Raw genomic sequence first — 14533 nt, forward strand, 5'->3', positions numbered from 1 at the left:
AGCAGTGGTCGGGCCAACGGAAACCACGACGATCTCGGTCGCAACGCCCTTCTCTTTCAGGCGTACAGCTTCCTCGACGGCGATTTCGCAGAAGGGGTTCATGGACATCTTGACGTTAGCAAGGTCGACGCCGGAGTTGTCCGCCTTGACGCGAACCTTGACGTTGTAGTCGACCACTCGTTTGACAGCTACAAGAACCTTCATGGATTCCTCGTTACTCTCCGGTGAATAGATAGTCGCCAGGGGCAGAGCCCGGCGATGCGCGTGGGTACAAGGGCACCTCTAAAAACGTACCGGGAGGGGCAAACTTCATGGTGACCGAACAGTCTTGTCGCGACTGTTGCGGCAAATACCCACGGGTCATTTTCTGTCGTGGCGTGTAAACTCCACTACAAATCGGTTTTCATACCGACAACCCTGCTCCACACCTGGTCTTTAGAGGTGTACCTGCGCCCGGCTGCAAGCCTACGGCGAACGTAAAACCGCTCGTATCTTGACCGTAACACCCAATCCGGTCAATACGGCAAATCGGTCACCCTCCAGCCGCGTTCCTGTGATTTTACTGGGCTCCGGCAAATTCAAACAAACGTTTGTATTGGACCCGCCAAGTGGTGTAGATATAATGCGCGCCAAGACAAAACGGTGTAGTCCGTCCATTGCGTAGCTACAGTTTCGCGCCAGTGAAGCGCCGCTGCACGCAAGCACCCATAAGACAAAGCAACAGCACGAGCCTTGATGAGTAGGAGAGAACCTGTGGAACGCGAATACATGGAATTCGACGTGGTCATCGTCGGCGCAGGCCCCGCGGGCCTGTCCGCCGCCTGCCGATTGAAGCAGAAGGCCGCCGAAGCCGGTAGCGAGATCAGCGTCTGCGTGGTGGAAAAAGGCTCCGAAGTTGGTGCTCATATTCTGTCCGGTGCGGTCTTCGAACCCCGTGCCCTGAACGAGCTGTTCCCCGACTGGAAAGCACTCGGCGCGCCGCTCAACACCGAAGTGAAGCGCGACGATATCTATGTGCTCAAGGACGCCGGCAGCTCGACCAAGGTTCCCGACCTGTTCGTGCCCAAGACCATGCACAACCACGGCAACTACATCATCTCACTGGGCAACCTGTGCCGCTGGCTGGCCCAGCAGGCCGAGAACCTGGGTGTGGAAATCTACCCAGGCTTCGCCGCCCAGGAAGCGCTGTTCGACGAAAACGGCGTGGTTCGCGGCATTGTCACGGGTGACTTGGGTGTCGACCGCGAAGGCAACCCCAAAGACGGCCTGTACACCCCAGGCATGGAGCTGCGTGCCAAATACACCCTGTTCGCCGAAGGCTGCCGCGGCCATATCGGCAAGCAGCTGATCAAACGCTTCAACCTCGACAGCGATGCCGACGTCCAGCACTACGGCATCGGCCTGAAAGAAATCTGGGAAATCGACCCGGCCAAGCACGAGCAAGGCCTGGTGGTGCACACCGCCGGCTGGCCGCTGGACGTGACCAGCAAGGACAACACCGGTGGTTCGTTCCTCTATCACCTGGAAAACAACCAGGTAGTAGTCGGCCTGATCGTCGACCTCTCTTACGCCAACCCGTACCTGTCGCCGTTCGACGAGTTCCAGCGCCTCAAGCACCACCCGGTGATGAGCCAGTACCTCGAAGGCGGCAAGCGCATCAGCTATGGCGCCCGCGCCATCTGCAAGGGCGGCCTGAACTCGCTGCCGAAAATGGTCTTCAATGGCGGCGCGTTGATCGGCTGCGACCTCGGCACCCTGAACTTCTCCAAGATCAAGGGCAGCCATACCGCAATGAAGTCCGGCATGCTCGCCGCCGACGCGGTGGCCGATGCACTGATCGCCGGCAGCGAGGGCGGCGACCAACTCAACGGCTACGTCAGCGCCTTCAAGGCCAGCTGGCTCTATGAAGAACTGTTCGCCAGCCGCAACTTCGGCCCTGCGCTGCACAAGTTCGGGCCACTGCTGGGCGGCGCGTTCAACTATGTCGACCAGAACTGGTTCGGTGGCAAGCTGCCGTTCACCCTGCACGACACCAAGCCAGACTACGCGTGCCTCAAGCTTGCATCCGAGTCGAAGAAGATCGACTACCCGAAACCGGACGGCAAGCTCAGCTTCGACAAGCTCAGCTCGGTATTCCTCTCCAGCACCAACCACGAAGAGGAGCAACCCTGCCACTTGAAGCTGACCGACCCGAACGTGCCGATCGCCAGCAACCTGCCGCTGTACGACGAGCCGGCCCAGCGCTACTGCCCGGCGGGCGTGTACGAAGTGGTCACTCAGGAAGACGGCAACAAGCGCTTCCAGATCAACGCGCAGAACTGCGTGCACTGCAAGACCTGCGACATCAAGGACCCGGCCCAGAACATCACCTGGGTCACTCCTGAAGGCGCTGGCGGGCCGAACTACCCGAACATGTAAGACCGCTGCCCTTGCAACAACAAAAAGCCCCCGGTTCGTGAGAGCCGGGGGCTTTTTGCGTATCAGCTGTTGCTACTTGTCAGCACACATGGCCGGCATCGACTCTGCGGCAAACGCCAGCGGCTCACGACGCCCGAAATACAAGGCAGTCAGCAACCCCACCGTGCCCATGATCAGACAAAAGCCGGCACACACCCACGGGCTCCACGGCATCAGCGCAATCAATGCCAGCGGCGTGGTGCTGGCCCACAGGGCATAAGCCACGTTGTACGTGAAGGAAATTCCCGAAACACGGATTTCGGCCGGGAACAGGCCGACCATCACCGACGGCACCACTCCCACCACGCCACAGGCCAACCCGGCCAGTGCATAGGCCAGCCAGGTCATACCCCACTGCCCCACCAGGCTGGCGTACAGCGCACCAATGCCCAGCGGCAGCAGCAGGCTGTAGATCATCAGGGCGCGCCAGGCCCCCAGTCGGTCGACCAGCAACCCGGCCAGCACACAGCCAATATTGAGAAAGACGATACCCACGCTGCTCAGGGCGAAGGTATGCCCCGCCGTCATGCCGAAGCGTTGCTGCATCACCGTCGGGGTAATCACCACCAGCACCACCACTGCGGACGTCAGCACGCAGGTCAGCAGTGCCGCCGGGATCAACGCCGAGCGGTGTTCGCCCAGTACCCGCCGCAGCGGAAACTTGACCGGTTGTTCCTGACGCTCACGCAAGGCCAGGAACACCGGGGTTTCACTGAGCCAGCGGCGCAACCACACACCGATCACGCCAAATACCCCGCCGAGTAGGAACGGGTAACGCCAGGCGTAATCGAGAATCTCCTGCGGCGTGAACACGTTGGCCAATATTGTCGCCGTCAGCGCTCCCAGCAGGTAACCGAAGGTCAGGCCCGCCTGCAGGAAACCCAGAGCATAGCCACGACGCCCGTTTGGCGCGTGCTCGGCGACGAATGTCCACGCGCTCGGCACCTCGCCACCCACGGCAGCCCCCTGCAGGATGCGCAGTGCCAGCAGGATCAAGGGCGCCGCATAGCCAATGTCGGCATAGGTCGGCATCACCCCGATGAGCAGGCACGGCAAGGCCATCATCAGGATGCTCAGGCTGAACACCCGCTTGCGCCCGAGGTGGTCGGCAAAATGGGCCATCAGGATGCCGCCCAGTGGCCGCGCCAGGTAACCGGTGACGAAGATGCCGAAGCTCTGCAGCAAACGCAGCCACTCGGGCATTTGCGGCGGAAAGAACAGCTGGCTGAGGGTCAAGGCAAAGAACACGAAGATGATGAAATCGTAGATTTCCAACGCGCCACCCAGTGCCGCCAGGCCCAGGGTCCGGTGGTCGCCGCGGCTGAACCGGGGCGGGCGAGCGGTATCGATGGCAGTCATGACAGGAGTCCGCAGATCGGCAAAGGGCAAGAGGATAGCAAATGCCCGTCGCCTTGCCCCACCCACGCCATTAACGGCTGAAGACGGTGTGGCCGAAGTTCCTCGGTTTGTGCGCATGGGCCGCACCAGCGGCAAGCCCGGCAGGCAGCGCTATCTTGCCGACCAGCACGGGGCCGTCGATGATCGCCATGAAGGATTGCAATGCATCGTTGTCCGGTACCTGTGGCAGGCTCACGCTGACGGCTTGGCGCTCGGTCTGCGGCACCACGGGCACTTTCAGGTGTTGCGAATGGTAAAGCAGGGCATGCTGGATTTGCGTACTGACCCGGCAGAAACGCGCCAGATCGACGCCGGCATGGCTGGCCAATTCGATATTGCCCAGCAGCAAGTTGAACGGTTGCAAGGCGCACTGCACCAGGCGTTGCAACTCCTCAAAGGATTCGACCGGGGCAATCCGGTAATAGCCAAGGCCATTGAGCAGTTTTTCAAGCTGCAGGCGCTGCTGCGGATGCTCGTCGGCAATCAGGATGCGCAGGGTCTTGTTTGTCATTGTCGGACCTGGGCCGTCAGGTGAATGAGGGACAGCTCCCTGACCAAACTGCGCCAGCAACAGGCAACCGCCAGGGCTGCGCCTGGAGGGGTCAATCTAGATAGTTGCCGGGAAAGTGGAAGAAATCAAGTGGCCATCATCCAGAATTTTCACCTGCGCTTCACCCCAGGTTCACGACTCCCACTGCCGCATCCGCACACGGCAATGCTTCATGGCGTTGACGATGTGTTTTTCCACCAGGCTGCGGGAAATGCCCAGGCGCTCTGCAATTTGCTGGTGTGACAGGCCGTCGAGCTTGCGCAACAGAAAGCAGTCCCGGCACACCTTGCTCAGCTCATCCAGAGCCTTTTGCATCAACGCCAGGCGCTGATCGAGCTGCATGTCCTGCTGCAATTCAGCACTGAGCAAACGCCCTTCGGCATCCAGTGCATCCAGTGATTCAGCCTGGCGCACCTGATGGCGCCGGTGCCGGTCGATCACCAGGTTGAGCGCAGTCCGGTAAAGGAACGCTCGCGGATGCTCGATCTGCCCGCCGTCGGTACGTTCCAGCACCCGCAGATAAGCATCGTGGGCAACGTCCTCCGCAGCCTGGCGATTACCCAGGCGTGCACACAGGAAGCTCACCAATTCGCGATAGTAATGTTCCACAACAGCACCTGAAATCGTCCTTGCAACCCACGTACGGGACTGAGTGATACCGGGCTGTGATAGTACAAATTATAACTATTCTCAGCAACACGCCCTCTCCCGCTCTCGTTCAGGCTAAATCCATCTGGCCAGCCTTCGTTTAACTGGGACTTCGGTGCGCGCCACGATTCGCAGCGCGTGACCACCACCCAGGCTGGAAGCCCGCATGAGCCGCTCAACCTCTCCCCGTCGCCCATTCACCCTCGCTGCCGTGGGCCTGCTGAGCCTGGGCTGCCTGCTGGCCTGGCAAACCCCGCCCTTCGGCGCTCAACCACTGGGCACCGTCACGGTGACACGGGCAGACATTGAAAGCAGCGTCACCGCCCTGGGTACCCTGCAACCCAGGCGTTACGTGGATGTGGGCGCCCAGGCCTCCGGGCAGATCCGCACGTTGCACGTGGAAGCGGGCGACCCGGTGCGCAAGGGGCAACTGCTGGTCGAAATCGACCCCTCCACCCAGCAGGCGCGCCTGGATGCCGGGCGCTTCTCGATCGACAACCTCAAGGCCCAGCTCGCCGAACAGCGCGCGCAGTTCGCGCTGGCCAGTCAGCAACTCAAGCGCCAGCGCGATCTGGCCGCTGCCGGCGCCACCCGGGACGAGGACGTACAGGCCGCTGCGGCACAGCTCAAGGTCACCCAGGCGCGTATCGACATGTTCCAGGCCCAGATCCGCCAGGCCCAGGCCAGCCTGCGCAGCGACGAAGCGGAGCTGGGCTATACGCGCATCTATGCGCCGATGGACGGCACGGTGGTAGCCGTGGACGCCCGCGAAGGCCAAACCCTCAATGCCCAGCAACAGACACCCCTGATCCTGCGCATCGCCAAGTTGTCGCCCATGACGGTATGGGCCCAGGTGTCGGAAGCCGATATCGGCAAGGTCAAACCCGGCATGACCGCCTACTTCACCACGCTGTCCGGTAGCAAACGTCGCTGGAACAGTAAAGTGCGGCAGATCCTGCCGATTCCGCCCAAACCTCTGGAGCAGACCAGTCGGGGCAGCGGCAGCCCGATCAATGCTGCCAATGAAGTGGTGCAATACACCGTCTTGCTCGACGTCGACAACCCGGACGGCGCCCTGATGGCCGACATGACCACCCAGGTATTCTTCGTCGCCGGCCAGGCCAGCCAGGTACTGACCGTGCCACTTGCCGCGCTGGACGACAACGGCGGGCAGTCCGTGGCAAGGGTGCTCGACCCGCACGGCAACGTGGTGCAGCGCCAGGTGCGCGTCGGCCTCAGCGACCGCCTGCGCGTTCAGGTGCTGGACGGGCTCAACGAAGGTGAGCAGTTGCTGATGGGCGCCCCCAGCGCCAGCGGAGGTTGAATGAGCACGCCGCTGATCGAGCTGGTCGATATCCGCAAATCCTACGGTGGCCAGGACACCCCCAAGGTCGATGTATTGCGCGGCATCAGCCTGAGCATCCACCCCGGGGAGTTCGTCGCCATTGTGGGGGCCTCAGGCTCGGGCAAATCGACCTTGATGAACATACTCGGCTGCCTGGACCGTCCGACATCAGGCAGCTACCGCTTCGCCGGCAAGAACGTCGCCGAACTGGGCATTGACGAGCTGGCGTGGTTGCGCCGCGAGGCTTTTGGCTTCGTGTTCCAGGGCTACCACTTGATCCCTTCCGGCTCGGCCCAGGAAAACGTCGAGATGCCGGCCATCTATGCCGGCACGCCCGCCGGCCAACGGCATGCCCGCGCTGCCGCCCTGCTCGCCCGGCTGGGCCTGGCCAGCCGGAGTGCCAACCGCCCGCACCAGCTCTCCGGCGGCCAGCAGCAACGGGTCTCGATCGCCCGGGCGCTGATGAACGGTGGCCATATCATCCTCGCCGACGAACCCACCGGCGCGCTCGACAGCCACAGCGGCACCGAAGTCATGGCGCTGCTCGACGAGTTGGCCAGCCAGGGCCACGTGATCATCCTGATCACCCATGACCACAAGGTGGCGGCCCGTGCACAGCGGGTGATCGAAATCCGCGATGGCCAGATGATCAGCGATACCGCAACCGAGCAAGCGGCCATTGCTGCACCCCAAGGGTTGCAGGCCAATGACCTGCGCCAGCGCCTGGACCGCGGCGCGACCCTGCGCGGGGCCTGGAAAGGCGAGCTGCTCGAAGCCCTGCAAGCTGCCTGGCGGGTGATGTGGGTGAACCGCTTTCGCACCGCCCTGACCCTGCTCGGCATCATCATCGGGGTTGCCTCGGTGGTGGTCATGCTGGCCGTCGGCGAAGGCAGCAAACGCCAGGTGATGGCCCAGATGGCTGCCTTCGGTTCGAACATCCTCTACCTCAATGGCAAGCCCGCCACACTGGGCGAACCTGCTGGCACCATTACCCTCGATGATGTCGCCGCCATCGGCCAACTGCCCCAGGTCAGGCAGATCATGCCGGTGCTCGGCGAAAAGCTGATGGTGCGCCATGGCAACAACAGCCAGCGCTTCTATGTGGGCGGCAACAACAACCAGTTCCCGGCGATCTTCAACTGGCCGGCAGTCGAAGGGGCGTTCTTCACCGACGCCGACGAAGCCAGTGGCGCGGCAGTGGCGGTGATCGGCCAGAAAGTGCGGGAGAAGATGCTCGAGCCTGATCGCGACCCGCTTGGCCAGTACCTCTTGATCGGTAATGTGCCGTTTCAGGTCATTGGCATACTCGCCGGCAAAGGCGCGAGCTCCGGCGACCAGGATGCCGACGGGCGCATCGTCGTGCCCTACTCGGCAGCGGCGATCCGCCTGTTCGGCCAGCGCGACCCCGACTACATCACCGTCGCTGCCGTCGACGCCACGCGGGTCGATGAAACCGAAGCCGCCGTGGCGCGCTTGCTGCGCCAGCGCCACCAGGGCCGTCACGATTTTGAACTGACCAACTCGGCCGCGCTGATCCAGGCCGAGGCACGCACCCAGAACAGCCTGTCACTGATGCTCGGGGCGATTGCCGCGATCTCGCTGTTGGTCGGTGGCATCGGGGTGATGAACATCATGCTGATGACCGTGCGCGAGCGTACCCGTGAAATCGGCATCCGCATGGCCACGGGTGCGCGACAGCACGACATCCTGCGCCAGTTCCTCAGCGAAGCGGTGATGCTGTCGATGGTTGGCGGCATGGTTGGCATTGCCTTGGCCCTGCTGGTCGGCGGCGCATTGATGCTGGCCAAGGTTGCCGTGGCCTTCACCCTGCCCGCCATGCTAGGTGCCTTCTCCTGCGCCGTTCTCACCGGCGTCGTGTTCGGTTTCATGCCGGCCCGCAAAGCCGCCCGACTCGACCCGGTCAAAGCCCTCACCAGCGAATAGCCCATGACCTTGCCAAGCCGCATCAGCTTGTTGTCCCTGTGCCTGGGCCTTGCCGCCTGCAGCCTGCCGCCCGTGCCATCCGGCGGCATCGCTGCCCCGTCGGCCTGGCAAGGCGAAACCCTCCAGCCTTCTGCCAGCCTGCCATCGGCGCAGTGGTGGCAAGCTTTCGACAGCGCCGAGCTGGACCACCTGGTCGAACGCGCCCAGTCCAATGCCCACGACCTTGCCGCTGCCACGGCGCGTGTGCGCCAGGCCCGGGCACGGGCAGTCATTGCCGGGGCGCCGCTGCTGCCAGAGCTCAGGTTCGAGCTCGACGGTAGCCGCCAGCGCCTGCTGCATGGCGAGGGCTATGACCAGCTCGATGTCAGCAAATACGAACGAACCAGCACGTCGTTCGGCATGCAGCTGGTCGCCAGCTACGAGATCGACTTCTGGGGTGGCCTGCGCGCTGCTCGCTCAAGCGCCCTGCACAGCCTCGACGCCAGCCGCTTCGACCGCCAGACGGTCGAGCTGACGCTGGTCAGCAGCGTGGCCAACAGCTACCTGCAGGGCCTTGCCCTGGAAGAACAACTGCGCATTGCCCGCCTCAACCTGCGTAACGCCCGCGATGTCCTGATGCTGGTTGAGACACGCCAGCGCGCCGGGTCCGCAACACGGCTGGAACTGGCCCAGCAACGCAGCCTGGTGGCCACCCAGGAGCGGCAGGTGCCGCTGCTCGAACAGCAGTGGCAGGACAATCGCATTACCCTGGCCACTCTGCTGGGCGACCCTGTCCAGGCCCTGCCCACCGCACGCGAAACACTCGAAGCCGTGAACTGGCCGCACATTGGCAGCGGCGTGCCCAGCGAGCTGCTCGCCCGCCGCCCGGACATCGCCGCCGCCGAAGCTCGGCTGGCCGCCGCCAGTGCCAATGTGCAGGTCGCCAGGGCCGCTCTGCTGCCCAAAGTGACCTTGGGCGCCAACCTCGGCACCGGCGCACGCACCCTCGCCGAGGTCTTTGACAGCGCCTACTACACCCTCACCGCCGGGCTGGTCGTGCCAATCTTCAACAATGGCCGGCTGCGAGCGGCACAGCAGTTGGCCGAAGCCGAGCAAGACGAGCTGCTGGAGAGCTACCGCAGCAGCATCCTGGCCGGCTTCGCCGATGTCGAGAAGGCCCTGAATGCCATCCATGGCGTTGAACAGCAGCGCCAGTGGCAGGACCAGGAGGTCGAGCAGGCGCGGCTAGCTTTCGACCTGGCTCAGCGGCGCTACGCTGCCGGCGCCGAAACCCTGCTGAGCGTGCTTCAAACCCAGCGCACGCTCTATCTCGCCCAGGACCAGCAGGCGCAGCTGCGCCTGGCTCGCCTGCAAGGCAGCGTGGCGCTGTACAAGGCGCTCGGGGGTGGCTGGCAGGTAGCGAAAGCGGACAACGGTTAATTCGCCATGCGTGCAACTCGTTCATAGGGAAAGCCGCTTGCAAGAGGATTCCCCATGACCCGCTCCGCCAGCATGCTCCAAGCCTGGCAACAAGGCCTGCGTCGCCTGATCCCGGGCCAAACGCCCGGCGCCAGGGCCTACCGCGCGTTCGACCTGGTACTCGCTCGGCGCATCAACCTCAGCCCATCGTTTGCGCGCCTGGTATTCACCGGCGCGGATGTCGCGCTCATGCACACTCTGGCGCCCGATCAGCGCGTGAAGCTGCTGTTCCCGGCCCCTGACGGCTCATTGCCAACCCTGCCCCACGACCTCCACTGGAAGACCGCGCACAGCGCGCTGCCCGCCGAACAACGCCCGCCCATGCGCACCTATACCATCCGCGCCTTGCGCCGGGATGCTCTGGAAGTCGACGTCGACTTTGTGCTGCACGGGGTCAACGGTCCAGCCTCGGCCTGGGCCACCCATGCCCAGGAGGGCGATCGCCTGGTGATGGTCGCCCCCAACCTGGCCCACGCCGGCGACCCAGGCGGCTACGAGTGGAAGCCGCCACAAGATACCCGCCATGTCCTGCTGATTGGCGACGAAACGGCGTTGCCCGCCATTGCCGGCATTCTCGAAGCGCTGGCAGAGCAACAACCCGAACTGGCCGTGGAAGCCTTCATCGAAGTCCCGCAGGAGGCTGATTGCCTGCCCCTGCACCACAGCGCCAATACCCGGCTGCACTGGCTGCCCCGCGAGCTGCTGCGCTGCGAGCATGGCCATGCCATGCAGCATGCCGTGCGCGAACTGGCCAGCCTGCCGCTGGAAAGCGCGTTCTATGCCTGGGTGGCCGGGGAGTCGGCGACGGTGCTTGAGATTCGCAGGTACCTGATAAAACAGCGTGGGCTGCAGCGCGAGCGCCTGATGACGATGGGGTATTGGCGCCTGGGTGAAAGCTGCGACTGAACAGGCCAAAGGAAAGGGCCGCAACGCGGCCCTCGCGGGCTCAGACGGCCGCGGCCACTGCCTCGGCAAAGCGCTGCGCGACTTCGTCGACCTGCTGGGCGCTGATGATCAGCGGCGGCAGGAAGCGCACCACGGCACCATGGCGACCGCCCAGCTCGAGGATCAGGCCACGCTTGAGGCACTCGCGCTGGACCTTCGGCGCCAGTTGCCGATTGGCAGGCGGATGGCCCAAGGCATCGGGCTGCCCCTGCGGATCGACCAGTTCCACCCCGATCATCAAGCCACGGCCGCGGATATCGCCCAGTTGCGGATAGTCCCGCTGCAGCCGCTGCAGATGCTCACGCAACCGCAGGCCCATGGCTTCGGCGTGCTCGGCCAGACGATGCTCGACCAGGTAGTTGATCACCGCCGAACCTGCGGCCATGGCCATCTGGTTGCCGCGGAAGGTACCGGCATGGGCGCCGGGTTTCCAGGTATCCAGCCAGTCGCGGTACACCACCACCGCCAGCGGCAGGCTGCCACCAATTGCCTTGGACAAGGTGACCACATCCGGCACGATCCCGGCATGCTCGAAGGCGAACATCCGCCCAGTACGGGCAAAGCCGCTCTGGATCTCGTCGACGATCAGTGCCACGCCGGCCTGTTCGGTGATACGCCGCACGCCCTTGAGCCATTCGATGTCGGCCGGAATTACCCCGCCTTCGCCCTGCACCACTTCAAGGATCACCGCTGCCGGCAGCGGCACGCCGCTTTCCGGGTCCAGCAGCAGGTTTTCCAGATAATGCAGGTTGGCCTTGACCCCGGCCGCGCCACCGAGGCCGAACGGGCAGCGGTAGTCATAGGGGTACGGCATGAACTGCACACCATTGCTCAGCAGCGCGCCCAGCGGCTGCTTGGGGCCGTGGCTGCCCATCAGGCTCAGGGCGCCCTGGCTCATGCCGTGGTAGGCGCCGTGGAAGGCCAGCACGGTGCTGCGCCCGGTGGCGCCGCGCACCAACTTGAGCGCCGCCTCTACCGCATCGGTGCCGGTCGGGCCGCAGAACTGCACCTTGGCCTCGCGGCGCAGGGCTTCAGGCAGGATGCCGAACAAGTCTTGGACGAAGCGGTCCTTGACCGGAGTGGTCAGGTCCAGGGTATGCAGTGGCAGTTCGTCGGCCAGCACGCGCTGGATCGCTTCGATCACCACCGGGTGGTTGTGGCCCAGGGCCAGGGTGCCAGCGCCGGCCAGGCAGTCGATGAACTGGCGGCCTTCGACGTCCTCCACGTGGATGCCACGGGCGCGCTTGAGCGCCAACGGGATGCGTCGGGGGTAGCTGCGGGCGTTGGATTCCTGTTGCTGCTGACGCTGCAGCAAGGGCGAGTCGCTGAATTCGTACAAAGGTCGCGGCGCGCTGGCCGGCAGGACCTGGGCAAGGCTGGTAGCGGTGGACATGGGTGAATCCTCGCAAGCAAGCGAATGGGCAGTTATCGCTTGGAAAACGCTTGAGTGCGGGGAGGATTTAGCGGTTGTTGTGGGAAATTCGTTAGCCTGTGCCGGCCCTTTCGCGGGCTCGCCCGCGAAAGGGCCGGCACAGGCAGTAAGGATCAGCTGGCCGTACGCGCCGGTACCTGCAGCACCACCCGCAGCCCATCACTGCGGCTGTCGAACCTGAGGCTGCCAGCGCAACGCTGCACAATCGCCTGAACGATCGCCAGCCCCAATCCACAGCCACCACTCTGGCCATTGCGCCAGAAGCGCTCGGTCAGGTGCTGCAGATCGTCATCTGCAATGCCAGGCCCATGGTCGCGCACCATGAACCCCACCTGCCCATCGGCCATCTGCACCTCCAGTTCCACCTCGGTATCACCGCCGTGGCGCAGGGCGTTGTCCAGCAGGTTACGCAAGGCCGCCACCGCCAGCGGCGCAGGCATGCCCAGGTAGATCTGGGTAGCCTCTTCGGGCAGGCGCAGGACAATGCGCCGGTTGTCACCGCCGCCGGCATCCTGCACCGCCTGGCGGGCGACCTGCTCGGCGCTGCACTGCACACCGTCCTCAAACGACAGGCTACCCTCGACCCGCGCCAGCAACAGCAGCTGCTCCAGGGTCCGGTGCATGCGGTCGGCGCCTTGTTCGGCATGTTCCAGCGCCTGCTCGCGCACCGCGCCATCGGTCATGCGCGCCACCTGCAGGTGGGTCTTGATCGCGGTCAGCGGGCTGCGCAGTTCGTGGGCGGCATCGTCGGTCAGCCGTCTCTCGCGTTCGATGGTCTGGGCGATGCGCAGGAACAGGTGGTTCTGGGTATCGAGCAAGGGTTGCAGTTCGCTAGGTAACCCGGCCACCTGCAACGGCTCGACACTGTCGGCGCGCCGTCGTCGCAGTGCGTCGCGCATGCGATTGAGCGGCTCCAGGCCCTTGCCCAGGCCGATCCACAGCAGCCCGAGGCTGCCGAGCAAGGCCATCAGCACCGGCGCCGAGGCAGCCAGCAAAATCGACTGGTTCAGCGCCTCGCGCTCCATGTGGCGGTCGGCGGTGGTGATGCGCACATCACCGTGGTTGTAGGTGAAGGTGCGCCACAACGCGCCATCGATGGTCTGGTCGCGGAAGCCGCTGCGCTGGTCGTCCATCGCGCCGTCATGCTTATGGTTGCTGGCGAGGATTTCGCCGCGCAGGGAACTCACCTGGCAGGCCATGCCGTCTGGCACGCTCAACTGATCGGCGGAAAAGTGCGCGTCCTCGCCCTTGGCCGCCAGCGGTTGCGGCAGCTGGTCGATCAGCCCGGCGACCATGCGTGCCGAGGCTACCAGGCGTTGGTCAAGGGAGAACATCATCTGCTGGCGCAGGTCGCGCAGCATCCACGCGGCTGCCAGCGCCCAGATGATGATGAAGGCCGTGCCAAGGATCAGGCTCAGGCGTACCCGCAGGCTCATGATGCGGCTTCCTCCGGCGCCTGTGCCGGCCCCAGGCGATAGCCCAGACCGCGCACGGTCTCGACGATGCTGTTGCCGAGCTTGCGGCGCAGGTGGTGGATATGGACGTTCAGCGCGTTGCTTTCGACCTCATCACTGAAGCCGTACACGCAGTCCTTGAGTTGTTCGCTGGACAGCACCCGACCGGGGTTCTGCAGCAATGCCTGGAGCAACGCCTGCTCGCGCCGCGACAGGTCGACCGGCTGGCCGGCCAGGGTCGCTTCGCAGCTGCTCGGGTCGTAGCGCAGCGGGCCATGCTCGATCACGTTCACCGCCCGCCCCGCCACCCGGCGCAACAGGGTATGCAGGCGCGCCGCCAGTTCGCGCAGGTCGAAGGGTTTGAGCAGGTAGTCGTCGGCACCGGCCTGCAGGCCGTCGACCCGGTCGGTGACCGCATCGCGGGCGGTGAGCACCAGCACGGGCAGATCCACGCCTTGCTGGCGCAGGCGGCGCAGCAGTTTGAGGCCATCTTCGTCAGGCAGGCCGAGGTCGAGGATCATCACGTCGAACTGCGCCGCCTGCAGCAGGGCCCTGGCGCTGGCGGCATTGGCCACACGGTCGACGGTCAGGCCCTGGGCAGTGAGGCCGGCGCAGATGCCGCTGGCGATCAGGTCGTCGTCCTCGCAGAGCAGAACGTGCATGGTGGGGCTCCCGGAGTGTTGTGGCAGGCATTGCACTATGGGGGGATTAAGGGGGGATTATGGACCTTTTTGCGCCTGCCTTGATGTTTTCAGCGCATTCCCACCCTACCCATTGCAGCAACAACCGGATCCCCCCCAAACCCACCCACCAACAACGAAATAGACTTTTCCTACAGCCGACTCAGGAACTTCCCACACCCACTCCATGATGTGATTTCCCCTGCACAAAACTGGCAGGGA

Annotated in this window: 11 protein-coding genes and 1 pseudogene; 5 read left to right on the top strand and 7 right to left on the bottom strand. The window is 64.3% G+C overall.

Features of this window, described 5'->3' with window-relative positions; translation table 11 throughout:
- Positions 1–204, bottom strand: a pseudogene (locus APH28_RS06660) (electron transfer flavoprotein subunit beta/FixA family protein); the annotation flags it as partial.
- A gap of 531 nt (positions 205–735) precedes the next feature.
- Between APH28_RS06660 and APH28_RS06665 the strand changes: the two are divergent.
- On the top strand, positions 736–2418 hold the full coding sequence (locus tag APH28_RS06665; protein ID WP_082432268.1) for an electron transfer flavoprotein-ubiquinone oxidoreductase: 1683 nt from the start codon (positions 736–738) through the stop codon (positions 2416–2418).
- A 72-nt stretch (positions 2419–2490) separates the two neighbouring features.
- Here APH28_RS06665 and APH28_RS06670 read toward each other — a convergent pair whose 3' ends face one another.
- The 3 genes from APH28_RS06670 to APH28_RS06680 all read right to left on the bottom strand — a co-directional run bounded on the left by APH28_RS06670 (position 2491) and on the right by APH28_RS06680 (position 5014).
- On the bottom strand, positions 2491–3816 hold the full coding sequence (locus APH28_RS06670; RefSeq protein WP_060508177.1) for an MFS transporter: 1326 nt from the start codon (positions 3814–3816) through the stop codon (positions 2491–2493).
- Positions 3817–3886: 70 nt separating this feature from the next.
- A complete protein-coding gene (locus tag APH28_RS06675) occupies positions 3887–4366 on the bottom strand; it encodes a response regulator (RefSeq protein WP_060508178.1) in 480 nt (159 codons plus the stop codon).
- Between the two features lie 171 nt (positions 4367–4537).
- Entirely contained in the window at positions 4538–5014 is a 477-nt protein-coding gene (locus APH28_RS06680) for a sigma-70 family RNA polymerase sigma factor (protein WP_060508179.1), read from the bottom strand.
- Between the two features lie 205 nt (positions 5015–5219).
- Between APH28_RS06680 and APH28_RS06685 the strand changes: the two genes are divergently transcribed.
- The 4 genes from APH28_RS06685 to APH28_RS06700 are packed head-to-tail and all read left to right on the top strand — an operon-like array spanning position 5220 to position 10706.
- On the top strand, positions 5220–6377 hold the full coding sequence (locus APH28_RS06685) for an efflux RND transporter periplasmic adaptor subunit (RefSeq protein ID WP_060508180.1): 1158 nt from the start codon (positions 5220–5222) through the stop codon (positions 6375–6377).
- Positions 6378–8342 (top strand): MacB family efflux pump subunit, encoded by a 1965-nt coding sequence (locus APH28_RS06690; RefSeq protein ID WP_060508181.1) that lies wholly within the window; start codon positions 6378–6380, stop codon positions 8340–8342.
- Between the two features lie 3 nt (positions 8343–8345).
- The gene (locus tag APH28_RS06695; RefSeq protein ID WP_060508182.1) at positions 8346–9761 is read left to right on the top strand and encodes an efflux transporter outer membrane subunit; all 1416 of its coding nucleotides are present in this window, start codon (positions 8346–8348) and stop codon (positions 9759–9761) included.
- Positions 9762–9815: 54 nt separating this feature from the next.
- The gene (locus APH28_RS06700; RefSeq protein ID WP_060508183.1) at positions 9816–10706 is read left to right on the top strand and encodes a siderophore-interacting protein; all 891 of its coding nucleotides are present in this window, start codon (positions 9816–9818) and stop codon (positions 10704–10706) included.
- 40 nt (positions 10707–10746) lie between these two features.
- Here APH28_RS06700 and APH28_RS06705 read toward each other — a convergent pair whose 3' ends face one another.
- The 3 genes from APH28_RS06705 to APH28_RS06715 form a co-directional block, all read right to left on the bottom strand.
- The gene (locus tag APH28_RS06705) at positions 10747–12138 is read right to left on the bottom strand and encodes an aspartate aminotransferase family protein (protein ID WP_060508184.1); all 1392 of its coding nucleotides are present in this window, start codon (positions 12136–12138) and stop codon (positions 10747–10749) included.
- A gap of 152 nt (positions 12139–12290) precedes the next feature.
- A complete protein-coding gene (locus APH28_RS06710; RefSeq protein WP_060508185.1) occupies positions 12291–13613 on the bottom strand; it encodes an ATP-binding protein in 1323 nt (440 codons plus the stop codon).
- Positions 13610–14293 (bottom strand): response regulator transcription factor, encoded by a 684-nt coding sequence (locus APH28_RS06715; RefSeq protein WP_060508186.1) that lies wholly within the window; start codon positions 14291–14293, stop codon positions 13610–13612. Before APH28_RS06715 ends, APH28_RS06710 begins: the two co-directional genes overlap by 4 nt.
- Positions 14294–14533: the final 240 nt, after the last annotated feature.

Source organism: Pseudomonas sp. NBRC 111124 (assembly GCF_001320245.1).
Lineage (GTDB): Bacteria > Pseudomonadota > Gammaproteobacteria > Pseudomonadales > Pseudomonadaceae > Aquipseudomonas.

Coding starts and splice junctions, on each gene's coding strand:
- APH28_RS06665 (WP_082432268.1), top strand. CDS start 736: ATGAGTAGGAGAGAACCTGTGGAACGCGAATACATGGAATTCGACGTG.
- APH28_RS06670 (WP_060508177.1), bottom strand. CDS start 3,816: ATGACTGCCATCGATACCGCTCGCCCGCCCCGGTTCAGCCGCGGCGAC.
- APH28_RS06675 (WP_060508178.1), bottom strand. CDS start 4,366: ATGACAAACAAGACCCTGCGCATCCTGATTGCCGACGAGCATCCGCAG.
- APH28_RS06685 (WP_060508180.1), top strand. CDS start 5,220: ATGAGCCGCTCAACCTCTCCCCGTCGCCCATTCACCCTCGCTGCCGTG.
- APH28_RS06690 (WP_060508181.1), top strand. CDS start 6,378: ATGAGCACGCCGCTGATCGAGCTGGTCGATATCCGCAAATCCTACGGT.
- APH28_RS06695 (WP_060508182.1), top strand. CDS start 8,346: ATGACCTTGCCAAGCCGCATCAGCTTGTTGTCCCTGTGCCTGGGCCTT.
- APH28_RS06700 (WP_060508183.1), top strand. CDS start 9,816: ATGACCCGCTCCGCCAGCATGCTCCAAGCCTGGCAACAAGGCCTGCGT.
- APH28_RS06705 (WP_060508184.1), bottom strand. CDS start 12,138: ATGTCCACCGCTACCAGCCTTGCCCAGGTCCTGCCGGCCAGCGCGCCG.
- APH28_RS06710 (WP_060508185.1), bottom strand. CDS start 13,613: ATGAGCCTGCGGGTACGCCTGAGCCTGATCCTTGGCACGGCCTTCATC.
- APH28_RS06715 (WP_060508186.1), bottom strand. CDS start 14,293: ATGCACGTTCTGCTCTGCGAGGACGACGACCTGATCGCCAGCGGCATC.